The organism is Streptomyces griseobrunneus (assembly GCF_046713465.1).
Lineage (GTDB): Bacteria > Actinomycetota > Actinomycetes > Streptomycetales > Streptomycetaceae > Streptomyces > Streptomyces microflavus.
The window spans coordinates 4,820,161-4,843,981 of sequence record NZ_CP177080.1 but is presented as its reverse complement, the minus strand read 5'-3'; the positions used below and the strand labels follow the sequence as shown (position 1 = coordinate 4,843,981).

The following is a 23,821-nucleotide window of genomic DNA, read 5'->3' as shown; positions in this document are numbered from 1 at the left end:
ACTTCATGTCGACAGACCCTCTACACTGATCCACATGGAGGACGAGGTCGACCGACTGGTCGCTGCATGGCGCCGAGAGCGCCCCGACCTCGACGTGGAACCACTCGAGGTGCTCAGTCGCGTCTCCCGCCTGGCACGCCACCTCGACCGGGCCCGCCGCATAGCGTTCGCCGAGCACCACCTGGAGCCGTGGGAGTTCGACGTGCTCACCTCGCTGCGCCGGGCCGGTCCCCCGTACCAGCTCTCCCCCGGGCAGCTGCTGACCCAGACGCTGGTCACCTCGGGCACGATGACCAACCGTATCGACCGGCTCACCAAGAAGAACCTCGTCGAGCGGCTCCCCGACCCCAGCGACCGGCGCGGTGTCCTCGTCCGGCTGACCGCCGAGGGCCGCGACAAGGCCGATCAGTCACTGGCCGGGCTGCTCGACCAGGAGCGGGCCATCCTCGGCGAGCTCTCCCGTAGCCAGCGCGGTGAACTGGCCGGGCTGCTACGCCAGTTGACTGCCCCGTTCGACAACGTCCCCGGCTAGCCGGACCGTTACGGGCTCCGCCGGGCCGACCCCCGCACGCCGGGCGAGCGCCACCGCCGCGAGCGTGGAGTGCACCCCTAGCTTGCCCAGCACGTTCTGCATGTGCGTGCGGACCGTGTGCGGGGAGAGGAAGAGCCGCTCCGCGACCGCCTTCCTCCCCAGCCCCGCCACCATGCAGCGCAGCACCTCGCGCTCGCGGGGCGTGAGGGACTCCACCAGCTGCTCGCTCTCGGTGCGGTGCTTGCGGGTCGCCGTCAGCTCCCGCAGGACCCCGGTCAGCAGGGCGGGCGGCAGATGCGTCTCGTCGCGCAGCACCCCCCGGATCACGGTGAGCAGCCGCTGCAGCGAGCAGTCCTTCGCCACCCAGCCCGAGGCCCCCGCCTGGAGCGCCCGGGCGGCGCACCGAGGGTCGTCCTTCTCAGCCAGGACCACCGAGCGGACGGCCGGGCGGGTCGCGCGGACCCCGGCGACCAGCGAGATCCCGTCGACGAGGGCCGGATCCTCCTGCCGGGGCGCGGGGAGCGCCGGGGCGCCGCCGGTGGCCAGGGCGCCGAGCTCGGCGTCGACCAGGATCACGTCGTACGGGCGTGCCTCGGCGGCACCGCGCTCCAGTGCGCGCAGCGCGGCCGGGCCGCTGCCCGCCGCCGCCACGTCCACGTCCGGTTCGGCCGCGAGGGCCGCCGCGAGCGATTCGGCGAAAATGCGGTGGTCGTCGACCACCAGAACCCGGATTCGAGCCACAGAGAGACCCCCATCAGCGGGGGCGGACAGCTGCGGGTACGGCGTCCGGAACTTCCAGCGGGCCCGTGGCCTGCCTTCCGGGTGGACCGTGGTGGACCGACCGCCGTCGTATGCACCGCCTGCCACCCCGCTCCGGGCGCCGTACCCGACTCTCTCGCCCCCTGATTCGGCACCGGCCCCCACCGGTGCTGGGATCAGCGTACGGGCGGGGGCCGGAGGGGGAAGGCGATTCGCGGAACTGATGTCCCGGGGTGGATCCCGGGGTGTTTAGGGTGTGGTTCATGTTCCGTCTTGAGACAGAAGTGGACAAAGAACGGCACCGCCTGCTGAGCAAGCGTCTGCAGGAGGACAACGTCGCGGCCTCGGCCGGTCTGCGCGCCCTGCTCTCCACCTCCGCCGAGCACGAAGTCCCGCTGGAGGTGTGGGCGTTGGACGGCCAGGGCGCGGTCGCCGGCGGGCTGACGGGGCGGACCTGGGCGTACTGGCTCCATGTCGACCTGCTCTGGGTCGACGCCCGCCACCGCTCCGCCGGCCTCGGCTCCCGACTGCTCGCCGAGGCCGAGCGGGTGGCCCGCACGGAGCGGGCCTGTACCCGCTCCCGGCTGGAGACCTGGGACTTCCAGGCCCCGGACTTCTACCGGAAGCAGGGGTACGAGGAGATCGGCCGGGTCGAGGACTACCCGCCCGGCGTGACCGAGTTCATCCTCACCAAGCGGCTCTGAACAGCCCTTGCCCGTAAGCCCGGTTCAGCTCAGTCGGCGTGCTCCCGCCGACGGAACCGCGGCGAAGATCCCCGGCGCCGCGTGCCCCGCCCCGGCGAACGCCTTCGTGACGGCCCCGGCCACCGCGTCGGCCTCCGCCGCCTCCGCCAGGACGATCGCCGAGCCGCCGAAGCCGCCGCCGGTCATCCGCGCCCCGAGCGCCCCGGCCTCCTGGGCCGCCGAGACCGCCAGGTCCAACTCTGCGCAGGAGACCCGCAGATCGTCGCGGAGCGAGCGGTGGCCCTCGTTCAGGACCGGGCCCGCCGCCCGTACCTCGCCCGCGTCGAGCAAGGCGATGACCTGCTCCACCCGGCGGTTGTCGCCGACGACATGGCGTACATAGCGGATGACGGACTCGTCCGCCCCGGCGTCCGCGAGGGTGGTGAGGGCCGTGTCGAGACCGTCGTACGGGAGGTCGCGCAGGGTGGGTATGCCGAGGAGCCGGGCACCCTCCTCGCAGCCGGCCCGCCGCTCCGCGTACGCCCCGTCGCCGAGCGCGTGCTTGACCCGGGTGTCGACGACCAGGAGCGTGAGGCCCTGGGCCGCCAGGTCGAAGGGGACCTGGCGCAGGGTGAGGTCGCGGGTGTCCAGGTGCAGGGCGTGGCCCTCGGTGCAGCAGGCCGAGGCCATCTGGTCCATGATCCCGCAGGGCACGCCGACGAAGTCGTTCTCGGCGCGGCGGCCGATGACGGCCAGTTCGGCGGCTTCCAGGCCGAGTTGGAACAGGTCGTTGAGGGCGAGCGCGGTGACGATCTCCAGGGCGGCGGAGGAGGAGAGCCCGGCGCCGGTGGGGACGGTGGAGGTCAGGGCGATGTCCGCGCCGGTGACCGGGTGGCCGGCCTCGCGCAGCGCCCAGACGACTCCGGCCGGGTAGGCGGCCCAGCCGTGGCCGGAGTGCGGGGCGAGCTCGTCGACGCGCAGGGAGACGACGCCGCCGGGCACGTCGGAGGAGTGCAGGCGCAGGACGCCGTCGATGCGGGGGGAGACGGCGGCGCGGGCGGTGTGCGGGAGGGCGAGCGGCATGACGAAGCCGTCGTTGAAGTCGGTGTACTCGCCGATGAGGTTCACTCGTCCGGGTGCCGCCCATACGCCGTGGGGTTCACCCCCGTACAGCTCGGTGAAGGTGACGGCGGGGTCGGGGCCGGTCTGCTCGGTGGTCTCGGTCATGGGGTGGTGGACTCCTCTCGGCGGGCGAACTCCCAGGCGTCGGCGACGATTCCGGCCAGGTCGGCGCGGGAGGGCTGCCAGCCGAGCCGTTCGACGGCTGTGGCGGCGGAGGCGACGAGGACGGCCGGGTCGCCGCCGCGGCGCGGGGCGGGGGTCTCGGGGACCGGGTGGCCGGTGACCTTGCGGACGGTCTCGATGACCTCGCGGACCGAGAAGCCGTTGCCGTTGCCGAGGTTGCAGATGAGGTGCTCGCCGGGGGCGGCGGCCTCCAGGGCGAGGAGGTGGGCCTCGGCGAGGTCGGCGACGTGGATGTAGTCGCGGACGCAGGTGCCGTCGGGGGTGGGGTAGTCGTCGCCGTAGACGGAGATCGACTCCCGCTTGCCCAGGGCCACTTGGAGGACGAGCGGGATGAGGTGGGACTCGGGGGTGTGGCGTTCGCCGCAACTGCCGTAGGCCCCGGCCACGTTGAAGTAGCGCAGCGAGACGGCGGCCAGGCCGTGGGCGGTGGCCTCGCCGCTGATCATGTGGTCGACGGCGAGCTTGGAGGCGCCGTAGGGGCTGGTGGGGGCGGTGGGGTCGGTCTCGGTGATGGGGCTGGAGACCGGTTCGCCGTAGGTGGCGGCGGTGGAGGAGAAGACGAGGGTGCGCACGCCGTGCTCGCGCATCGCGGCGAGGAGGGCGGTGGTGCCGCCGACGTTGTTGACCCAGTACTTCTCCGGGTCCACGACGGACTCGCCGACCTGGGAGAACGCGGCGAAGTGGAGGACGCCGTCGTAGGAGGGGTCGAGGTGGCGGGCGGCGTCCTGGATGCGGCCCTCGACGAACGTGGCGCCCGCGGGGACGCCCGCACGGAAGCCGGTGGAGAGGTCGTCCAGGACGGTCACCGTGTGCCCGGCCTCCAGCAGGTGCTGGGCGACGACACTGCCCACGTATCCGGCACCACCGGTGACCAGGTACTTCTTCGGGCTGTCCGCGTTCCGGGTACCGCTCACGTTCCGGGGGTTGCTCACTGGCTCGCTACCTCTCGCAGTCGCTGGGCCGCGGCTTCCGGCGGCACGTCGTTGATGAACACACTCATGCCGGATTCGGAACCCGCGAGGAACTTCAGCTTGCCGGAGGTACGGCGAATGGTGAAAAGCTCCAGATGCAGGGCGAAGTCCTCCCGTCCGGGAACCCCGAACGGTGCCTGGTGCCAGGCGGAGATGTACGGGGTCGGCGGCTCGCCGGGGCCGAAGATCCGGTCGAAGCGCCTCAAGAGTTCCAGATAGACCTGTGGGAACTCTGTACGTGCCGCCTCGTCGAGTGCGGGCAGGTCGGGGACGCGGCGGCGGGGGTGCAGGTGGACCTCGTAGGGCCAGTGCGCCGCGTACGGGACGTGGGCGATCCAGTGGTCGGTGGTGAGGACGGTCCGGGTGCCGTCCTTCTCCTCGCGGGCGATCACGTCGTCGAAGAGGTTGCCCCCGGTCTCCTCGCGGTGGCGGGCGGCCGAGCGGAGCATCAGCTCGGTGCGCGGGGTGACGAAGGGGTAGCCGTAGATCTGGCCGTGCGGATGGCCGAGGGTGACGCCGATCTCGGCGCCCCGGTTCTCGAAGCAGAAGACCTGGGTGACCTGGTCGAGTGCGGAGAGTGCGGCGGTGCGGTCGGTCCAGGCGGCGAGGACGAGCGCGGCCTGTTCCTCGGTGAGGTCGGCGAAGGACGCGTCGTGGTCGGAGGTGAAGCAGACCACCTCGCAGCGGCCGGAGTCCCCGGCGAGGGAGGGGAAGCGGTTCTCGAAGACGGCGACGTCGTAGTGGTCGTCGGGGATCTCGCTGAGGCGCCCGTCCCGGGTGGGGCAGAGCGGGCAGGCGTCGGCCGGCGGGTGGTAGGTGCGGGCCTGGCGGTGCGAGGCGATGGCGACGGAGTCGCCGAGCAGCGGATCACGGCGGATCTCGGACGAGGTCGAGACGGGATCCAGGGGCCGGCGGTCGACGGCGTCGCGGACGGTGTCGTCCGCGGAGTCGTAATAGATCAGCTCACGGCCGTCGGCGAGGGTCGTAACCGTTTTCTTCACCAGGGTCCTCCACCAGATCCTCCCAACATAATCGCACATAACAAATCACAAGCGAACACCCCCGTCAATGACCCGGCCGCAGCGCGGCCTAGAGGCCGCATACCCGGACATTCACCCACACCCGATCACGATCGAACAAAGAACCCCAATAAAACTGTTCATTTAACGAACACAGAGGCGTAAGTTCCGTCGGGTTCAGTTCGCGCAACGAAGCGGGTACCCCCCATGCAGACACTGGCCGAAGGGCTCCGTCTCCCCACGAACGGGCTCGACTACGCCATCCTGGCGATCTACTTCGTCGTCGTCCTCGGCATCGGCTTCGCGGCCCGTGCCAGTGTGAAGACGAGCCTCGACTTCTTCCTCTCCGGACGGTCACTGCCCGCCTGGGTGACCGGCCTCGCCTTCGTCGCGGCGAATCTCGGTGCCACCGAGATCCTCGGCATGGCGGCGACCGGCGCGCAGTACGGCGTGGCGGTCGTCCACTGGTACTGGATCGGCGCCATCCCCGCCATGGTCTTCCTCGGCCTGGTGATGATGCCGTTCTACTACCGCTCCAAGGTGCGCTCCGTACCGGAGTTCCTGCTCCAGCGGTTCGACAAGTCCGCCCACCTGCTGAGCTCCATACTCTTCGCCTTCGCGGCGATCCTGATCGCGGGCGTCAACCTCTACGCCCTGTCGATCGTCGTGGAGGCGCTCCTCGGCTGGCCGCAGTGGGTCGCGATCGTCGTCGCAGGCCTGTTCGTGCTGGTCTACATCACCATCGGCGGGCTCTCCTCGGCGATCTACAACGAGGTGCTCCAGTTCTTCGTCATCCTCGCCGCGCTGATCCCGATCACCGTGCTGGGCCTCAAGCGGGTCGGTGGCTGGGACGCCATGAGCGACTCGCTGACCAAGCAGCACGGCGGCGACTTCATGACCGCGTGGGGCGGCACCGGCATCGGTGACGCCAACCCGCTGGGCGCCAACTGGCTGACGATCATCCTCGGCCTCGGCTTCGTGCTCTCCTTCGGCTACTGGACGACGAACTTCGCCGAGGTGCAGCGCGCGCTCTCCGCGAAGAACCTCTCCGCCGCCAAGCGCACCCCGCTGATCGCCGCCTTCCCGAAGATCTTCATCGTCTTCGCGGTGATGATCCCGGGCCTGGTCGCGGCCGTGATCGTGCCGCAGATCGGCACCCCGGACTCGGACCTCACGTACAACGACGCGATCCCGCTGCTGATGCAGGAGCTGCTGCCCAACGGGGTGCTCGGCATCGCGGTGACCGGTCTGCTCGCCGCGTTCATGGCGGGCATGGCGGCCAACGTGTCGTCGTTCAACACGGTGTTCACGACGGACATCTGGCAGCGGTACGTGGTGAAGGGCAAGCCGGACACGTACTACCTGAAGTTCGGCCGGCTGATCACGGCGGTCGGTGTGCTGGCCTCGATCGGCACCGCGTTCATCGCCGCGAGCTTCTCGAACATCATGAGCTACTTGCAGACGCTGTTCTCGTTCTTCAATGTGCCCATGTTTGTCGTATTTATTATCGGAATGTTCTGGAAGCGGGCTTCCATGAAGTCCGGTGTCTGGGGGCTGATCGCGGGCACCGGTGCCGCGATGGTCAACTACTTCTGGATCTACAAGGGCGGGGTCATCGACATCCCGTCCGACCAGGGCGCCAACTTCGTCTCCGCGATCGTCGGCTTCGTCGCCGGTGCCGTCGTCATGGTCGTCGTCACGCTCTTCACCTCACCGAAGCCCGAGGCGGAGCTGGCCGGTCTGGTGTACGGGACCGAGTCCCCGGACCCCGACGAGGCACCGGACGAGGCGGACGGCGCCTGGTACCGCAGGCCCGCGCTGCTCGGCTGGGGCGCGATCGTGCTCGCCGCCGCGTGCTACATCCCGTACTCGTTCTGATACTTCCGATCGGAGGAACCCACCATGTCCGACCTGCACAAGGAAGTCTCCGAACTGGAGCGCAAGTCCGCGACCGCGGCCCGTCTCTTCGACATCCGGCGGATCATCGGCGGCCTGTTCGTGGTCTACGGGGTGATCGTCACCATCGCCGGGATCAGCCCGTCCGACGCCGACCTGAAGAAGGCCGAGGGCGTCCACATCAATCTGTGGACGGGCCTCGCGATGCTGGCACTCGGCCTGTTCTTCCTGGTCTGGATGAAGCTGCGCCCGGCCGAGGCCCCGGCAGCACCGGAAGCGGAGCGGGAGCCGGGATCCGACGCGGGCTGACCCGGCGCCTGCCCTGACGCCCTCGGGGGCCGTACGTCACCCGCGCTGTCCGGGAACGTACGGCCCCTGTCGCGTCCCGCCGTTCGCCGCCGCCCGGTCCAGCAGCCCCGTACGGGCCGCGAGGGCGGCCGCCTCCAGCCGGGAGCCGACGCCCAGCTTCATCAGGACCCGCTGGACGTGCGTACGGGCGGTGCTCGGCGCGATCCGCATGCCCGCCGCGATCAGCCGGGTGTCCTCGCCCTCGGCGACCCGGACCAGGACCTCGGCCTCGCGCGGGGTCAGCATCCGGAGCAGGCGGCGGCCCTCGTCGTCGGGCTGGGCCGCCGGGTTGAGCAGCTCCGCGAAGGCGCCGCGCAGGAGCTGCGGGGCGACGGCGCTCTCCCCCGCCCGCGCCTTCAGCATCGCCCGCTCCACGCCCTCGATGCGCTCGTCGTGCCGGACGTACCCCGCCGCCCCGGCCGCGAAGGCCGCGGCGATCCCGCGCGGGCTCGGCACCGGGCCCAGGACCACCACCGCCACCTGCGGGCGCTCCTGGACGATGCGCACGATCGGGTCGAAGACCCCCGGCGCGGCGGGCGACGCCGTACCGAAGAGGCAGACCTCCGGGGCCCTGCTGACCACCAGCTCCGCCGACCCGGACGTCGGGGCGGCCGCGGCGAGCACCCGGTGCCCGCGCAGTTTCAGCGCCGAGGCGAGTGCCTCGGCGAGCAGGCGGTGGTCATCGACCACCATGAGCCGCACGCTCATCGATCAAGCCCCCAGTGCCCCTGTACGGCCCGGCGCCTGGCCCCCCGGACTCCTGCCCCGGCAAGGTACACGCTTGTTCGACGCCGTGTGCCGCTTACCGGGGGGAAGCCCCCCTGAGTGCCGAATTCTGCGTCATTCAGGGCTACTTGAGCGGCAGAAAACGATCAGCCCTGCCGGTCGGTGATCGACGGGCAGGGCTGGTCGGGACAGCGGAGTGACGCGGGGTGATGCTGGGTGGTGCGGGGTGATCAGTCGGTGCGGAAGCCCACCACGAGGTAGAGCTTCTCGTCCGCCTGGCTGTCGCGGCGCTCACTGATCAGCTGCTTCGAGAGGTAGAAGCGGCCCTCGCCGTAGAGGAGTTCGGAGTGGTCGATGGAGAACAGGGTCTCCGCGTCCCGTACCGCCTCGTCGCCCGGGTTCTCCATCAGCAGCGTCTGCTTGAAGGTCTCGCCGTCGATGGAGACGATCTGGCCGCCCTTGTCGTACGGGGGCTGCTTGTACGCGATGACGTTGGTGCCGTCCATCCGGAGCGGGACCAGACTGTAGCGGTCGCCCGCATCCGCCCGGCCGCCCAGCAGCTTGCCGGTGGTGAGGTCGAAGGCGACGACCTCGTTGGTGTCGCCGTACTCGCTCGTACCGTCGTGGTCCTCGGTCGGCAGGTAGAGCCGGTTGTTGCCGACGACCGCCGCCCGGCAGTTCTCGACGTCGGTGGAGCCGCAGCGCGCCGCGTACTTCTCCGCGTCGGCGGAGATCCGCACGATCAGCTTGCCGGTCGCCGCGTCGATCGAGAAGAAGTCGGAGATGGCGCTGCCGTCACCGGCGGTGTCGCCGACGTTGGCCGCGACCACCAGCGGCTTGGTGGAGACGATGGACGCGTACTCGACACCCGCGGGCATCTGGTACGAGGAGAGCGGTGCGCCGGTCGCCGGGTTCAGCGCCTGGATGGTGAGCTGCGGGCTGTCGTACGAACCGCACTTGCGCACCACGGCGAGGGCCTCGCCACCGCCGTACCCCATGTCGTAGCAGCGGTCGGCGCCGACCTTCGGCTTCCAGAGCTCGGCGCCGTTCTCCAGCTTGAAGGCCGCGCCGCCCGAGGTGCCGCCCGCGGCGACGGTGGTCCCGCTGAGCGTGACCTCGTTGAACTGGACCGGCCGGTCGCCGCCGGTGGCGGCGGTGACGGACTTGCTCCAGAGCAGCTTCCCGGCGGCCAGGTCGACGACGCCGACCTGGTTGCACGCGGGGTACTTCTTCTCCTTGGTCGGCTTGCCCTCCTTGAAGAGGATCGCCGACTTGTAGTCCTTGGTCATGTGGCGGGAGGCGCCGCAGACCTCGCCGGGGACCGGCACGGACCAGAGCTTGGTGCCCTTGTCCCGGTCGTGGGCGACGACCTCGTTGACGCCGGACTTCACGTACGCCTTGTCGGTGAGCCAGGAGCCCTTGACCGAGGTGACCTCGGCGACCTCCGGCTGCGGGAGCTGGAAGGCGACCTTGGACCGGGTGCTGCCGGGCGCCTTCTCGCTGCCGCCGGCCAGGCCGTCGCCCTCGCTGCCCTTGCCCTCGCCGGCACCGGTGGAGCCGGAGGTGGACGCCTGGTTGCCCTTGTCGTCGTCGCCCTGGGTGGAGGTGTAGACGACGGCCGCGCCGATGATCAGCACCACGGCGACGGCCGCGGCGACGATGATCTGCATCTGGGTGCTGAACTTCTTGCCGCCGCCGCCGCTGCCGGCCGGGCCGGGCTGCGGAGCGCCGTACATCGGCTGGGTGGGGTAGCCGTAGCCCTGCTGCGGCATACCGGGCTGGCCCGGGTAGCCGGGCTGACCGGGCTGGCCCGGCTGGCCGGGGGCTCCCTGCGGGTAGCCGTAGCCGGGCTGGGGGGCCTGCGGGTAGCCGTACCCGTTGGGCTGCGGGGCCGGCGGGGTCGGGTAGCTGCCCGGCGGCGGGGGCGGCGGGGAGCCGTAACCGCCCGTGGCCGGACCGGCGGGCGGGGGCTGCTTGGCGAAGGGGTCCGCGGGCGGCGGGGTCGGCTCACCGAACCCACCGGGCGGCGGGTCCTGCGGGGCACCGAATCCACCGGCGGGCGGACCGGCCGGGGGCTGGTTCGGCGGCTGGTTCGGCGGCTCGTTGGGGGGCTGCTGCGGCGGCTGGGTCATCGCGTACGTACCTCGGGAGACGTGTGGGGGTGGAGTCGCGTCCGGCCAGGAGGGGCCGGCCGGCGTCGGATGCCGTCGTGGGCGGTCACTTGCTGAACACCAGCGCCGTCGCCTGCTCCATCTCACCCTCGTCGCGGCCGCTGACGCGCGTGGTGAGGACGTAGGAGCGGCCGCCCTGGTACAGGGTCAGGTCCCCGAAGAAGCCGTTCTCGATCCGGTTGGTCCCCTCCGGGTGCTGGAGCAGGACGCTGGTGGCGCCGCCGGTCGGCGGGAGCGTGAGGATGGCGCCGGCCTTGTCGTACCGCGGCTCCAGGTAGAGCACCACCTTGCCGGCGTCCATCCCGATCGGGCGCACGGTGCGCTCGGCCGGGGCGGGCGCCGTCCACTTGGGCTTGCCGGTGTTCAGGTCGAAGGCGACGACCTTGTTGGTCCCGGTGGAGCCGGTGGTGTCGGGCTTGGTGGCCATGTAGAAGGTGTTGGCGTCGGCGGCGACACCGGTGCAGCCTTCGAGCTTCTGGCCGAAGATGGCGAACGTGCCGCCGCAGTCGGCGACGACCAGGTCACCCTTGGCGGGGCTCAGCTGGGAACGGAGCTTGCCGTTGTCGGTGAACGCGGCGACCGACCACTGCTTCTTCTTCTTGTTCTCCAGCGAGACCACGAGCGGGCTCACCGAGTAGGTCTTCTTGATCTCCCAGCCGCGCGGCGGCTGGTAGGTCCACTTGGCCTTGCCGGTGACCGGGTCCAGCTCCTGCAGCTGGTGCTGCGGGTTGTCGGCTTCGCCGTTGCGGCAGTTGGCGGCGGCGATCAGCTTCGGGCCGCCGGCGAAGGCGAAGGTCTTGCAGTTGCCCGTGGGGGTGCCGAACAGCTCCTTGCCGTCGCTGACGCGGTACGCGCTGGAGTAGCTGGTCCGCCCGGCGGTGACCGTGTCCCCGCTGATCGCGAGGCCGATGTCGGACATCAGGTCCCAGGTGCCGTTCTTCTTGACCTCCGACTTCCAGCCGGCCTTGCCGGTGTTGAGGTCGATCATCTGCATCACGGAGCAGGTGGACCGGTCCGTGGTGCCGTTCTCGATGCCGATGACGATCTTGCCGTCGGGGGTCACCGTGTTGGGCGTGGCGCAGATGTCGGCGGGGAGCGCGACGGTCCACTTCTTCTTGCCGTCGGCGGTCGAGTAGCCGGAGATCCCGCGGTACATGGCCCGGACGACCGTGTCGCCGACGAACCAGGGGCCGTAGATCTCGGCGCCGTTGCGCGGCAGGTCGACGTCGTTCTTCTGGAGCCAGGCGACCTTGGCCTCGCCCGCCTTGCGTCCGGCGTTGAGGTCGTCGTTCCCCTCGCGGCCGCCGCCGGTGCCGTCGCCCTCGTCGACGGACGGGGACTCGCTGGGCTTCTCGGGCGCCTTGGGGTCGTTGCTGGTGTTGGCCACCGGCTTCTTCGGGTCGTCGCCGCTGTCGCTCACCACGTACCAGGCGCCCGCGCCGACGAGCAGGACGACGGCGACGGCCGCCGCGGCGAGGATGCCGGTCTTCCCCTTGAAGGGTCCGCCGGTTCCGCCCGGGGCGGGGGCGCCGGGGTACTGCTGCTGCGGATAGCCGTAACCGGGCTGCGTGGGCTGGCCGTAGGGGCCGGGAGCCGGCTGGCCGTAGCCGCCGGGGGCCTGCTGACCGTAGGGGCCGGGCTGCTGTCCGTACGGGCCGGAGGGCTGCTGGCCGTAGGGGCCGGAGGGCTGCTGGCCGTAGGGGCCGGGGGCCTGGCCGTACGGGTCGGGGGCCTGGCCCGGGGCCTGTCCCGGCGCCTGGGGGTAGCCGTAGCCGGGCTGGGCCGGGGGCGTCTGCGGGTAGCCGTACGCCGGGCCGCCCGGGGGCGGCGTCTGCGGCGCACCGGCGGGCGGCTGCGGCGGCTGCGCGGGCTGACCGGCCGGCGCCTGCGGCGGCTGGTCCTGGGGCGGCGGCTGGTCCTGGGGCGGCTGAGGAGTTCCCGGCGGCGGCTCCTGCGGAGCCCCGAAGCCCCCCTGCGGCGGTTGCTGGCTGGGCGGCTGGCTCATCAGCACGTCCCCCTTCGTGCGGTCCGGTGCCCGATCCGGTCTCCCCCGCGATTCCGGGAGGGTTCAATTCCCCTCGGAAAGGAGCGAATCGGGCATGGCTTCCGCGGTGTTACGACAGTCGGGCGGGGCTTCTTTGTACCACCCGCCCACCACCTCACCCCTGCTCGGTCCACCCCCTGTTCCCAAGGGAGAACCGCGTTGTGATGCCCTCGTTACGACCGCCGGAAGGTGATGGTCAGTCACCGAAGGCGAGCATCGGCACGATGGCCTTCTCCTGCTTGTCGTCGCCCCCGCTGATGTACGGCTGCGTGAGCACCGCGCGTCCGCCGGAGTAGGCGATGTGGGCGGTGGAGAAGTAGGTCTCCACGCCGGTCGCCGATTCCGGGTGGCGCAGGACGGGTTGCAGGGCGCCACCGGTGGGCGGGAGGGCGTAGATGCCGCCGCCCCTGCTCCGGCCGTGACCCCGCATCGCGTCCAGGTACATCAGCACCCTGCCGCCCTCGACCCGCAGCGGCATCAGGTTCTGCTCGGCGGGGGCGTCGGTCCGCCACCGGGACCTGCCGGTGGCGAGGTCGAAGGCGACGACGGCGTTGGTGGGCAGGGTCTTGCCCGCGCTGACGGGCTGGGTCGCCAGGTAGACCGTGCTCGTGTCGGCCGCGACGCCCAGGCAGTTGTCGAGGTTCGGGTTCTGGGCGCGCAGATCCTTGCCGCAGCGGGGTGCGTAGTTCTCACCGTCGTCGGCGACCAGCTGGGAGCGGTAGGTGCCGTCGGCGTTGAGGATCACGATCGCCCACTTCTCCTGGCCCTGGCGCAGCGAGATGACCGGGGGGTCGGTCGAGTAGAACTGGTCGACCTTGAAGCCCTTCTTGACCGGGTAGGACCACACCTCCTTGCCGGTGGCCGGGTCGATGCGCCGTACGTGCTGGATCGCGTGGTCGTCGGCCGCGGTCCGGCAGCTGGTGGCGGCGAGGGGTACGGCGCCGCCGGCGAAGCCGTACGGCTGGCAGTTGCCGGGCAGTTTGTCCCACAGGTGCTTGCCGTCGCTGATCCGGTAGGCGTCGGCGCGGCTGGTCCGGCCGACGGTCACCACGTCACCGTTGATGGCCATGGTGATGTCGGAGAGCCCGTCCCAGACGCCCACCCGCTTGAACGTGGCGTTCCATCCCTCCGTGCCGGTCCGCAGGTCGATCATCAGGAGCCGGTCGCACTGCGCCGAGTCCGGCGAGCCGCTCTCCAGCGCGACGACGATCTTCCCGTCCGTGCTGGGCAGGGTGGGCGCCGCGCAGACCCGCGCCCGGAGGTCGACGCTCCACTTCTGCGTCCCGTCGGCGGCCGAGTAGCCCGAAACCGTGCGGTGCAGGGCCTTGGCCACGATGTCCCCGGCGAACCAGGGCCCGAACTGCGAGCCCCCTCGGCCGGGCAGGTCCACGGTGTTCTCCTGGACCCAGAGGACCCTGCTCTCGCCGTTCTTGCGTGCGGCGTTGAGGTCGGCGGGCTTCGGGGCGGGGGTGTGTTTCCGCCCGGGCGGGGTGTCGGGCTGCCCGGAGGCAGCGCTTCCGCTCCCCTCGGCGACGGGCCTCCTGGCATCGTCGCCGCCGTCCCCGGTGGCGTACCAGGCCCCGGCGCCGACGACGAGGATCGCGGCGAGCACGGCGGCGACGACGACGGAGGTACGGCCCCGCCTCTTGCGGCCACCACCCGGGCCAGCCGGGCCACCGGGCCCGGGGTGGCCGTAGCCGTACGCGGAGTCCGGCTGCCCGTGGAAGGCGGCGGGCGGCTGCCCGTACACGCCGGGCTGCGGCTCGAACGGGGCGCCGAAGACACCCGGGTCCGCCCGGCCCTCTCCCTGTGGTGGCTGACCGGGCGGGCCGGGCAACTGCGACATCGGTACGTCTCCCCCTCGTACGGTCCTACGTCCTCAAGCCGGCTCTCAGGCGTCCTCGGCCAGTTCCAGCCAGCGCATCTCCAGCTCGTCGCGCTCGGTGACGAGTTCGCGGAGCTCGGCGTCGAGCTTGGCGACCTTCTCGAAGTCGGTGGCGTTCTCCGCGATCTGCTTGTGCAGCGTGGTCTCCCGGGTCGAGAGCTTGTCGAGCTGCCGCTCCACCTTCTGGAGCTCCTTCTTCGCGGCGCGGGCCTCCTGGGCGGAGACGGCGGGGGCCGCCGAGGCGGCGGAGGAGCGCGAAGGGGCGGGGGCGGCGGAGGGGGTGGCCTCCTCCTCCATGCGCTGCCTGCGCTCCAGGTACTCGTCGATGCCGCGCGGCAGCATCCGCAGGGCGCGGTCGCCGAGGAGCGCCATGACCTTGTCCGTCGTCCGCTCGATGAAGAACCGGTCGTGGGAGATCACGATCATCGATCCGGGCCAGCTGTCGAGGAGGTCCTCCAGCTGGGTGAGGGTCTCGATGTCCAGGTCGTTGGTGGGCTCGTCGAGGAAGAGGACGTTGGGCTCGTCCATCAGCAGCCGCAGGATCTGGAGGCGGCGGCGCTCACCGCCGGAGAGGTCGCCGACGGGCGTCCACTGCTTCTCCTTGGTGAAGCCGAACTGCTCGCAGAGCTGGCCCGCCGTCATCTCGCGGCCCCTGCCGAGGTCGACCCGGTCGCGGACCTGCTGGACCGCCTCCAGGACGCGGAGGTTCGGGTTGAGCTCGGTGACCTCCTGGGAGAGGTAGGCGAGCTTGACGGTCTTGCCGACGACGACCTTCCCGGCGGCGGGCTGCACATCGCCCTGCGTGCGGGCGGCCTCGGCCAGGGCGCGCAGCAGCGAGGTCTTGCCCGCGCCGTTGACACCGACCAGGCCGATCCGGTCGCCGGGGCCGAGCTGCCAGGTGAGGTGGGTGAGCAGGGTCTTGGGCCCGGCCTGGACGGTCACGTCCTCCAGGTCGAAGACGGTCTTGCCGAGGCGGGCGTTGGCGAACTTCATCAGCTCGCTGGTGTCGCGCGGGGGCGGCACGTCGGCGATGAGCTCGTTGGCGGCCTCGATGCGGTAGCGCGGCTTGGAGGTACGGGCGGGGGCGCCGCGGCGCAGCCAGGCCAGCTCCTTGCGCATGAGGTTCTGCCGCTTGGACTCCTCGGTGGCGGCGATCCGCTCACGCTCGGCGCGGGCGAAGACGTAGTCGCTGTAGCCGCCCTCGTACTCGTGGACCGTGCCGCGCTGGACGTCCCACATACGGGTGCAGACCTGGTCCAGGAACCACCGGTCGTGGGTGACGCAGACGAGGGCCGAGCGCCGGGTCCGCAGATGGCCGGCGAGCCAGGAGATGCCCTCGACGTCGAGGTGGTTGGTGGGCTCGTCCAGGACGATCAGGTCCTGCTCGTCGATGAGGAGCTTCGCCAGCGCGATACGGCGGCGCTCGCCGCCGGAGAGCGGGGCGATGACGGTGTCGAGCCCGTGCTCGAAGCCGGGCAGGGCGAGACCGCCGAAGAGCCCGGTGAGCACGTCACGGATCTTGGCGCTGCCCGCCCACTCGTGGTCGGCGAGGTCGCCGATGACCTCCTGGCGGATGGTCTTCGCCGGGTCCAGGGAGTCGTGCTGGGTGAGGACACCGAGCCGCAGCCCGCCGTTGTGGGTGACGCGGCCGGTGTCCGCGTCCTCCAGCTTGGCGAGCATCCGGATGAGGGTCGTCTTGCCGTCGCCGTTGCGGCCGACGACACCGATCCGGTCGCCCTCGGACACCCCGAGGGATACACCGTCGAGCAGGGCACGGGTGCCGTACACCTTGCTGACCTGCTCGACATTGACCAGATTGACGGCCATTTCACTCCTGCCTAGGGGGTTGATCGACCTTCCCAGGGTACGGCGCGGCGGAGGGGGGTCGGTGGCCGACGGCAGGTGGACGGGTGGAGCCCGACGCGTACGCCGGTCACCGCGCGCACCGCGCCCTCCCCGCCCGCTCCACCAGGAGCCAGCCGCACAGGGTCGCCGCGACGGCCGCCGGGGCCGAGACCGGGATGGCGATCAGCAGGGCCGTGCGGCCCTCCAGCAGGCCCGCGAAGCCGACCATGGAGAGGCCGAGCACGCCGAGCAGGCAGAGGGTCGCGCCGAGGGCGGCCAGCGGGGCGGAGCCCGTACCGGAGGCGGGTGCGGTTGTGGTTGTGGTTGCGGGAACGGGAGGGGTGGCGGGGGCCGCCGGGCGTTCGAAGGTGCGGAAGGCCGCGACGAGTACGGCAGTGAGCGCTGCGGCGACCGCCAGCCGCAGCGGCGTCTGGGCCCACCAGGCGGCGGTGGCGGGTCCGGGGAGCGGGACGTCCAGGGCGAGCATCGCCCCGTACACCCCGAGCATCGCCGTGAGGTGCCAGAGGAACGCGGTCATCGCCACCCCGTTGGCGGCCACCACCGCGCGCCAGGCGCGGGGGCGGGCCAGCAGGCGGGCGGCGGGGACGCGGAGCAGCTCGACCGCGCCGACAAGCCAGAGGCCGTGGCAGAGCAGGGCGAGGGTGGGCGGGGCCATGTTGCTGACCTTCTCGCCGGGCATCCCGACCATGGACAGCGGGTACGGCCCGAACGCCACCAGGGCCACGGCGGCCACCAGCCCGCCCCCGGCGAGCAGGGCGGGGCGGCGGAGGGCCGAAAGGCCGGGCCCGACGCCGAGGCGGCCGTCGGCGCGGAGGAAGCCGAGCTGGTGGACCGCGAGCCAGACGAAGGCGAAGTTCAGGAACTCGACGTACGGGACTCCGGCCGCGAACCGCAGCACGTCCACGGCGGCCGCCGCGCCCGCCAGCCCGGCGAAGGCGCCCCAGCCGTACCGCTCGTGCAGCCTCAGCAGCGGCGGGGTGAAGGCCACCATCGCCAGGTAGATCCCGATGAACCAGAGCGGCTGGGTCACCAGCCGCAGGGTGACACCGGTCAGCCCGCCGCCCCCGCCGAGCAGCTGGATGAGGAGAGCCGCCGCACCCCAGACCAGCACGAAGACCATGGTGGGGCGCAGCAGCCGCTGCAGCCGGGCCCGCAGGAAGGCGGCGTAGACGGAGTCCGTGGAGCCCTCGTGGCGCTTGCGGAGCAGCGAGCGGTAGGACAGCGCGTGGGAGAACCCGCCGACGAAGAAGAACACCGGCATGACCTGGAGCAGCCAGGTCAGCGGCTGGAGCGCCGGGACGACGGCGAGCAGGTTGCCGACCCCGTCCGGGGTGACGGCCGCCATCAGCCAGTGGCCGAGGACGACCGCGGCGAGCGAGGCGACGCGCAGCAGGTCGACGTAGCGGTCCCGGGCGGCGGGGGTGGCTTCGGCGAGTACGCGAACTGGTGATCCCATGTCCATACGTTCGCGGCGGGCGTGGCCGGGGCGTCAGGGTACGGGTACTCAATTCGCCGCCTGAGTACGGGAGTCGGCGGCCGGACGGCGGGCGAACGGCGTCCGGACGGGGGCCTAATTGCCGTACTGCGGAGTAGACCTGGACAGGCCGGTGCGTGCCGAGTAAAACAAGCACAAAAGCTGCTCTTCGGGGGAGACGGCGCATGTCGGCAGGGGTGTCCGCACCTCCGCGCGGCCTGTCGTCGCGGCTCGCGGGGCAGGCCCACCGGCCGGCCCACGGCGACCTGCCGCGGCGCCCGCCGTTTCCGAGAACCGGAGTACCAGCACCGTGCGGATCCCTCGCCACCTCGCCCCGTTCGCCCTCCTCGGCGTGCTCGCCCTGGCCGGATGCGGGGGTGGCACACAGACCGACGACAGCGCCCCGGCGACCCCGTCCACCGCCTCGGCCTCGGCCACCGCCTCGGCCACCCCCACGGTCGCCCCCACCCCGGCCCCCACGCCCGATCCGGCCATGCCGGTCCTGCACAGCAAGACCTACGAGGAGGCGCAGGCGGAGTTCACCGGCCAGGACATATCCCCCGCACGCCTGACGGCCGCCGCCCAGCACAAGGACGTCGTCCTCCCCCGGGACCACGACGCCTGGTACATCTGCGACGCCAGCCCCGGGCACGGCACACGGCTCACGGCCGCCACCACGGTCACCGTGAAGCTCGCGGAGGACTTCAGCGACTGCACGACCAGCTTCAACGGCTACCTGCACCAGAAGAACGACCCGGCCTACACCCCGCCCGCCCCCAAGCCGAAGCCGAAGCCGACGGCCGCGCCGAGGACGGCCGAGCCCCAGGCTCCCGCCCCGGCCCCCGAGAAGACCACGCCGAAGCCCGCCGGAGGGTCGATGATCACCTGCTCCGACGGCAAGCAGGGATACGACTGCACGTCCAACGGCCACCCCGTCGTCGACGGCCAGTTCTGCGCGAAGGCCGACCGCGGACGCACCCTGAAGGCCACCAACCGGACGATGGTCACCTGCTCCTACGACCCCAGCATCACGCCGTACCGCTGGCAGTGACGAGGACGCGGGCCGGTCGGTGATCCGCGGCCGTCACGGCGGTCACGGGTCGGCGCGTACGTGCGCCCGCATCCCGTGCGGGCCGAACAGGATGAGGAGTTCGACCGCGCCGCCGTCGGCGCTGCCCAGCCAGTGCGGCAAGGACGTGTCGAACTCGGCCGCCTCACCGGGCGGCAGCGTCAGGTCGCGCTCGCCGATGACCAGCCGGAGGCGTCCGCTGAGCACGTACATCCACTCGTAGCCCTCATGGGTCTGCGGGGTCGGTTCGAGCGGTTCCGGGCGGGCCGGGATGATCATCTTGAACGCGTGCGTCCCGCCCGGCCGCCGGGACAGCGGGACGAAGACCATGCCGAACCGCCGGATCGGCTTCAGATGGATCCGGGGGTCGCCCGTGCGCGGGGCGCCGACGAGGTCGTCCAGCGGAACGTCGTACGTACGGGCCAGCGGCAGCAGCAGCTCCAGGGTCGCCCGGCGCCGGCCGCTCTCCAGCCGGGACAGGGTGCTCTCCGACACCCCGGTCGTCGCCGCGAGGCCGGCGAGGGTGATGCCGCGCTCGCGGCGCAGCGCACGCAGCCGGGGGCCCACCGCGTCGAGCACGCCGTCGGTTTCCCTGCCGCCGTCCACGTCTCCGCCCATGCGGTCATCTTGCCAGAACGGCAAGATCCCGTGCGGATGGTGGCAGGCCTGGCAAGACTGAACGCGTGCCACGGCAGCACGCATCCCGACCGGAGGAGCCCCGATGAAGACCACCGACACGACCGCCGCCCGCACGTCCTGGGACGGCATCTACGCGGCCCGGACCGCCGCCACCGACCCCCGCCCGAACGTCCGCCTCACCGAGACGGTCACCAGCCTGCCGGCCGGCGACGCGCTGGACCTCGGCTGCGGTGAAGGCGGCGACGCGCTCTGGCTCGCCCGGCAGGGGTGGCGGGTCACCGCCGTCGATCTGTCGGCCGTGGCGGTCGAGCGGCTCACCGGCCTGGCCCGCTCGCTCGGTCTGGGCGACCGGGTCACCGCCGAGCAGCACGACCTGGGCGCGTCCTTCCCGAAGGGCCCCAGGAGCCCCGAGAGCCCTGAGAGCACCGGGAGCACCGACGGCGGGTTCGACCTGGTCACCGCCCACTACCTGCACACCCCGTTCGACCTGGACCGGGCGGCCGTCCTGCGCCGGGCCGCACACGCGCTGCGCCCGGGCGGGCGGCTGCTGGTCGTCGACCACGGATCGACCGCGCCCTGGTCGTGGAACCAGGACCCGGATGCCCACTACCCGGGCCCGCAGGAGGTCGCCGAGGGGATCGCGCTGGACCCGGCCATCTGGACGGTCGAGCGGGCCGCGTCACCCCGACGGACCGCGACCGGCCCGGACGGCACCACTGCCGAGGTCACCGACCACGTCCTCGTCGTCCGCCGCACCGCCGCCTGACCGTGTGCGGGGCCTCGCCCCGCGAAGGAGACCGAAGGAGATCCGCCATGGCGACCCGTGACCGCCGACGTGACACCCCGCCGCCCCGGACCGGCACCGGCGAGGCCGAGACCCTGCGCGGGTTCCTCGACTATCTGCGGGCCTCCGTCGCCGCGAAGGTCGACGGCGCCCCGGAGCCGGAGGTCCGGACCGCCGCGGTGCGCTCCGGTACGAATCTGCTCGGCCTGCTCCATCACCTCACGTGCGTGGAGCGCGCGATGTTCCTCGGGGACGACATCCGCGACTGGCAGGCCACGTTCCGGGCTGCCCCGACGGACAGCGTGGCCGAGGTCGTCGCCCGCTACCGTACGGCGGTCGGGAGCGCGAACGCCGTCCTCGACGGGTGCACCGACCTGGCCGCACCGGTTCCCCGGCCGGGGTCAGGGGCGGGGTCAGGGATGTCCGCGCCCAGTGTCCGGTGGGCGCTCACCCACATGATCGAGGAGACCGGCCGCCATGCCGGTCACGCGGACATCCTCCGCGAACTGATCGACGGTACGACGGGCCGCTGACCCGCTCGCCCCCGTCAGCGGCTCACCGGCTCAGGCCGTCACCACGTGCGCGCCCGGCGCCGGAGCCGGTGCCACCCGTGCGTTGCGGCAGGTCCCCGACGCCAGCAGCGCGTCGGCCACCTTGAGGGCCGTCGGCCCGTCCTCCACCAGGAAAGCCGTCGTCGGCCCGGATCCGGAGACCAGGGCGGCCAGGGCCCCCGCCTCCGTGCCCGCGGCCAGGGTGTCCGCGAGGGAGGGGCGCAGGGAGAGCGCGGCGGGCTGGAGGTCGTTGCTCAGGGCCGCCGCGAGTGCGCCGGAGTCGCCGGAGCGCAGGGCGGCCAGCAGTGCGGGCGATGCGGTCGGTTCGGGGACCTCGGTGTCCGCCGTGAGCCGGTCGAACTCCCCGTACACCGCAGGCGTGGACAGCCCTCCGTCCGCCACGGCGAAGACCCAGTGGAAGGCCCCGCCGACCTCGATCGGGGTCAGCTTCTCGCCGCGTCCGGTGCCGAGCGCGGCCCCGCCGACCAGGCTGAACGGCACATCGCTGCCCAGCTCGGCGCAGATGGCCAGGAGTTCGTCGCGGCTCGCGCCGGTCCCCCACAGGGCGTCGCAGGCGACCAGGGCGGCGGCCCCGTCGGCGCTGCCGCCCGCCATGCCGCCCGCGACCGGGATGTCCTTGGCGATGTGGAGGTGGACGGCGGGCGTGATGCCGTACCGCTCGGCCAGCGCGAGGGCGGCCCGGGCGGCGAGGTTGGTGGCGTCCAGGGGGACCTGGGCGGCGTCCGGGCCCGAGCAGGTGATGCGCAGCTCGTCGGCGGGGGCCGCGGTGACCTCGTCGTACAGGCCGACCGCGAGGAAGACGTTGGCCAGGTCGTGGAAGCCGTCGGGGCGGGCGGCGCCCACGGCGAGCTGGACGTTGACCTTGGCGGGGACGCGGACCGTGACGGCGGCGCTCATTCGGACACCTCCGGCTTGTTCTCCGCGATCGCCGCGAACTCCTCCACCGTCAGCGCCTCCCCGCGCGCCTGCGGCGAGACCCCGGCGGCGATCAGCGCGGCCTCGGCGGCGGGCGCGGAGCCGGCCCAGCCGGACAGGGCCGCGCGCAGCGTCTTGCGGCGCTGGGCGAAGGCCGCGTCCACGACCGCGAAGACCTCGGCGCGGGTCGCGGTGGTGGCGATGGGCTCGGTGCGCCGGACGAGCGAGACGAGCCCGGAGTCGACGTTCGGGGCGGGCCAGAAGACCGTACGGCCGATGGACCCAGCGCGCTTGACCTCCGCGTACCAGTTGGCCTTCACCGACGGCACGCCGTAGACCTTGTTGCCCGGGCGGGCGGCCAGCCGGTCGGCGACCTCTGCCTGGACCATGACGAGGGTCCGCTCGATGCTGGGGAAGCGCTCCAGCATGGTGAGCAGGACGGGCACGGCCACGTTGTACGGGAGGTTCGCGACGAGCGCGGTGGGCGCGGGGCCCGGCAGCTCGGTGACCAGCATCGCGTCGGAGTGGACGAGGGTGAAGCGGTCGGCCCGTTCCGGCATCCGGGCCCGGACCGTGGCGGGCAGCGCGGCCGCGAGCACGTCGTCGATCTCGACCGCGACCACCCGGTCCGCCGCCTCCAGCAGCGCCAGGGTCAGCGAGCCGAGCCCGGGGCCGACCTCGACGACGGTGTCGTCCGGGCGGACCTCGGCGGTGCGCACGATCCTGCGGACCGTGTTGGCGTCGATGACGAAGTTCTGACCGCGCTGCTTGGTCGGGCGTACGCCCAGCTTCGCGGCCAGGTCGCGGATGTCTGCGGGGCCCAGGAGGGCGTCGGGCTCTGTGCTGCTCACCCGGTAAGCCTACGGCCGCAGTGCGGCCACGGACTCGCCCCCCGCTGTACGTAGAGCTTCTTCGCCCGGTACGTCTGCTCGGCGGCGGGGGCCTCCTGGGGCCGCCCGCTGCCGCCGAGGGACTGCCAGGTCCGGGTGTCGAACTGGTACAGCCCGCCGTACGTCCCGCTCGGGTCCACCGCCCCCGCCCGCCCGCCGGACTCGCAGGCGGCGAGCGCGCCCCAGTTCAGCCGGTCCGCCCCGGCCACCGATGCGGGCCGCTGCCGGGTGCCGGTGCGCACGATGCGGCTGACCGGCCGGTGGACCAGTTCCTCGGCGGTCCTGCGGGGCTTCTGCCGGACGCCGTTGACGGTCCGCACGGCGTACGTGACCCGGCGCACGCCGTTGCGGCCCGCCCGCTCCACGACCTCGGTGCCCCGGAACAGCTCGGGGTCCTCGCTCCGTTCGACGGCGTACGGGACGGTCTCCTCGCGCACCTCGCGGGTGTCGGTGATCCGCATGACGGAGACCGTCTGGCCGTCGCGCGGGAAGCTCGCGGGGTCGACGGAGGTGGTGTCGTGGCCGTGCAGGGTGATGCCCGCCTCGGCGAGGGCCTCGCGGACGGTGGCGGTGTTGGTGCGCAGGGTGCGTTCCTGGCCGTCGGCCATGAAGGTCACGGTGCGTTCCGTGCGGACGTCCAGGGTGAGGCCGGTGCGGGCGATCCGGGCGGAGCGGGAGACGGAGAGATACGCCCCTTCCGCGCGGATCCCGAACGCGCGGAGGGCCCCGTCCACGGTGTCGGCGGTCGTCCACACCCGGCGGTGGTGGCCGTCGAGCGTGAGGTCGAGGGGGCGGCCGTAGCGGACGACGACCTCGTCACCGTGGTCGAGCCCGGCGCCGGGGGCCGGGGCGACGACGTCATGGGGGCCGACGGTGACGCCCTCGTCCGCCAGGAGCTCGGTGACGTCGTCGGCGAAGGTGTGCAGGGTGCGGGGCGTGCCGTCGACGTCCAGCCGGACCGCCTTGTCGTCGGCGACGAACGCGGTGGTGCCGCCGGCCAGGAAGGCGACGACTAGGGCCTTGGGGACGAACCGCCGCAGGGTGTCGGGGTTCCCGGCGAAGGACATTCCCGTGAACGGGTTCCCGGCGAACGTACGGCGGCGGCGCTTGGCGGCCCGTCGGGCGGCGGCGCGGGTGGGTCCCTGCCAGGGCGCCGGGAGCGGGGTGTCGACCACGGTCGGGGCGTGGGCGGCACCGCCCTCGACGAGGACCCCGTCGGCCACGGTCAGCTGCTGGTGGAACGCGCCGGGAGGGGCCATCGGCACCGGGGCGG

At 72.3% G+C, this 23,821-nt stretch carries 21 protein-coding genes; 7 read left to right on the top strand and 14 right to left on the bottom strand.

All coding sequences use genetic code 11. From position 1 onward, the window contains the following. The first annotated feature begins 34 nt into the window (after nt 1-34). The gene (locus ACK8N7_RS22105; RefSeq protein ID WP_403212489.1) at nt 35-532 is read left to right on the top strand and encodes a MarR family winged helix-turn-helix transcriptional regulator; all 498 of its coding nucleotides are present in this window, start codon (nt 35-37) and stop codon (nt 530-532) included. Here the strand turns inward: ACK8N7_RS22105 and ACK8N7_RS22100 are convergent. After that, nucleotides 491-1,273, bottom strand: a complete 783-nt coding sequence (locus ACK8N7_RS22100) for a LuxR C-terminal-related transcriptional regulator (protein WP_403212491.1) — start codon at nt 1,271-1,273, stop codon at nt 491-493. The two genes, ACK8N7_RS22105 and ACK8N7_RS22100, sit on opposite strands and share 42 nt — an antisense overlap. Before the next feature lie 281 nt (nt 1,274-1,554). Here ACK8N7_RS22100 and ACK8N7_RS22095 point away from each other — a divergent pair, with 281 nt between their 5' ends. Further along, the gene (locus ACK8N7_RS22095; RefSeq protein WP_032757337.1) at nt 1,555-1,995 is read left to right on the top strand and encodes a GNAT family N-acetyltransferase; all 441 of its coding nucleotides are present in this window, start codon (nt 1,555-1,557) and stop codon (nt 1,993-1,995) included. A gap of 24 nt (nt 1,996-2,019) precedes the next feature. Here ACK8N7_RS22095 and galK read toward each other — a convergent pair whose 3' ends face one another. From galK to galT, 3 genes are read right to left on the bottom strand one after another with little or no spacing between them, the layout of a single operon-like run. Next, nucleotides 2,020-3,201, bottom strand: coding sequence for a galactokinase (galK, locus tag ACK8N7_RS22090; RefSeq protein WP_403212493.1), 1,182 nt, complete (start codon nt 3,199-3,201; stop codon nt 2,020-2,022). Then, a complete protein-coding gene (galE, locus tag ACK8N7_RS22085; protein WP_403212495.1) occupies nt 3,198-4,211 on the bottom strand; it encodes a UDP-glucose 4-epimerase GalE in 1,014 nt (337 codons plus the stop codon). The genes galK and galE overlap by 4 nt, the downstream gene beginning before the upstream one ends. Further along, nucleotides 4,208-5,251, bottom strand: a complete 1,044-nt coding sequence (galT, locus tag ACK8N7_RS22080) for a galactose-1-phosphate uridylyltransferase (protein ID WP_403212497.1) — start codon at nt 5,249-5,251, stop codon at nt 4,208-4,210. The genes galE and galT overlap by 4 nt, the downstream gene beginning before the upstream one ends. 225 nt (nt 5,252-5,476) lie before the next feature. Between galT and ACK8N7_RS22075 the strand changes: the two genes are divergently transcribed. Together ACK8N7_RS22075 and ACK8N7_RS22070 are read left to right on the top strand one after the other, a co-directional pair. Further along, complete coding sequence (locus ACK8N7_RS22075; RefSeq protein ID WP_500443844.1) at nt 5,477-7,147, top strand: sodium:solute symporter family protein; 1,671 nt, start codon at nt 5,477-5,479, stop codon at nt 7,145-7,147. A gap of 24 nt (nt 7,148-7,171) precedes the next feature. Further along, nucleotides 7,172-7,474: a hypothetical protein gene (locus ACK8N7_RS22070; RefSeq protein WP_403212501.1), complete on the top strand. Its 303-nt coding sequence runs from the start codon at nt 7,172-7,174 to the stop codon at nt 7,472-7,474. 36 nt (nt 7,475-7,510) lie between these two features. On the opposite strand, the gene ACK8N7_RS22065 is transcribed toward ACK8N7_RS22070, so the two are convergent. The 6 genes from ACK8N7_RS22065 to ACK8N7_RS22040 form a co-directional block, all read right to left on the bottom strand. Further along, on the bottom strand, nt 7,511-8,221 hold the full coding sequence (locus ACK8N7_RS22065) for a response regulator transcription factor (RefSeq protein WP_403212503.1): 711 nt from the start codon (nt 8,219-8,221) through the stop codon (nt 7,511-7,513). A 248-nt stretch (nt 8,222-8,469) separates the two neighbouring features. Next, nucleotides 8,470-10,371, bottom strand: coding sequence for an outer membrane protein assembly factor BamB family protein (locus ACK8N7_RS22060; protein ID WP_500443842.1), 1,902 nt, complete (start codon nt 10,369-10,371; stop codon nt 8,470-8,472). Nucleotides 10,372-10,456: 85 nt separating this feature from the next. Continuing rightward, nucleotides 10,457-12,415 (bottom strand): outer membrane protein assembly factor BamB family protein, encoded by a 1,959-nt coding sequence (locus ACK8N7_RS22055; protein WP_500443840.1) that lies wholly within the window; start codon nt 12,413-12,415, stop codon nt 10,457-10,459. A gap of 235 nt (nt 12,416-12,650) precedes the next feature. After that, nucleotides 12,651-14,300 (bottom strand): outer membrane protein assembly factor BamB family protein, encoded by a 1,650-nt coding sequence (locus ACK8N7_RS22050; RefSeq protein WP_500443838.1) that lies wholly within the window; start codon nt 14,298-14,300, stop codon nt 12,651-12,653. Nucleotides 14,301-14,345: 45 nt separating this feature from the next. Further along, complete coding sequence (locus ACK8N7_RS22045; RefSeq protein WP_403212511.1) at nt 14,346-16,166, bottom strand: ABC-F family ATP-binding cassette domain-containing protein; 1,821 nt, start codon at nt 16,164-16,166, stop codon at nt 14,346-14,348. A gap of 106 nt (nt 16,167-16,272) precedes the next feature. Next, nucleotides 16,273-17,661 (bottom strand): acyltransferase family protein, encoded by a 1,389-nt coding sequence (locus ACK8N7_RS22040; RefSeq protein WP_403212513.1) that lies wholly within the window; start codon nt 17,659-17,661, stop codon nt 16,273-16,275. A 328-nt stretch (nt 17,662-17,989) separates the two neighbouring features. On the opposite strand from ACK8N7_RS22040, the gene ACK8N7_RS22035 reads away from it, so the two are divergent. Continuing rightward, entirely contained in the window at nt 17,990-18,730 is a 741-nt protein-coding gene (locus ACK8N7_RS22035) for a hypothetical protein (protein WP_500443836.1), read from the top strand. Between the two features lie 42 nt (nt 18,731-18,772). Here ACK8N7_RS22035 and ACK8N7_RS22030 read toward each other — a convergent pair whose 3' ends face one another. Beyond that, nucleotides 18,773-19,366 carry a helix-turn-helix domain-containing protein gene (locus tag ACK8N7_RS22030; RefSeq protein ID WP_403212517.1) on the bottom strand — a complete coding sequence of 198 codons (594 nt, stop codon included), beginning with the start codon at nt 19,364-19,366 and terminating at the stop codon, nt 18,773-18,775. Nucleotides 19,367-19,469: 103 nt separating this feature from the next. Here ACK8N7_RS22030 and ACK8N7_RS22025 point away from each other — a divergent pair, with 103 nt between their 5' ends. After that, on the top strand, nt 19,470-20,153 hold the full coding sequence (locus tag ACK8N7_RS22025) for a class I SAM-dependent methyltransferase (protein WP_500443834.1): 684 nt from the start codon (nt 19,470-19,472) through the stop codon (nt 20,151-20,153). Nucleotides 20,154-20,200: 47 nt separating this feature from the next. Next, nucleotides 20,201-20,704, top strand: coding sequence for a DinB family protein (locus ACK8N7_RS22020; RefSeq protein WP_403212523.1), 504 nt, complete (start codon nt 20,201-20,203; stop codon nt 20,702-20,704). A 30-nt stretch (nt 20,705-20,734) separates the two neighbouring features. Here ACK8N7_RS22020 and ACK8N7_RS22015 read toward each other — a convergent pair whose 3' ends face one another. The 3 genes from ACK8N7_RS22015 to ACK8N7_RS22005 are packed head-to-tail and all read right to left on the bottom strand — an operon-like array spanning nt 20,735 to nt 23,807. Then, nucleotides 20,735-21,640: a 4-(cytidine 5'-diphospho)-2-C-methyl-D-erythritol kinase gene (locus ACK8N7_RS22015; RefSeq protein WP_403212526.1), complete on the bottom strand. Its 906-nt coding sequence runs from the start codon at nt 21,638-21,640 to the stop codon at nt 20,735-20,737. Then, nucleotides 21,637-22,509 carry a 16S rRNA (adenine(1518)-N(6)/adenine(1519)-N(6))-dimethyltransferase RsmA gene (gene rsmA, locus ACK8N7_RS22010; RefSeq protein WP_500443832.1) on the bottom strand — a complete coding sequence of 291 codons (873 nt, stop codon included), beginning with the start codon at nt 22,507-22,509 and terminating at the stop codon, nt 21,637-21,639. The genes ACK8N7_RS22015 and rsmA overlap by 4 nt, the downstream gene beginning before the upstream one ends. Then, nucleotides 22,506-23,807 (bottom strand): resuscitation-promoting factor, encoded by a 1,302-nt coding sequence (locus ACK8N7_RS22005; RefSeq protein ID WP_500445816.1) that lies wholly within the window; start codon nt 23,805-23,807, stop codon nt 22,506-22,508. The genes rsmA and ACK8N7_RS22005 overlap by 4 nt, the downstream gene beginning before the upstream one ends. Between the last annotated feature and the right edge of the window lie 14 nt (nt 23,808-23,821).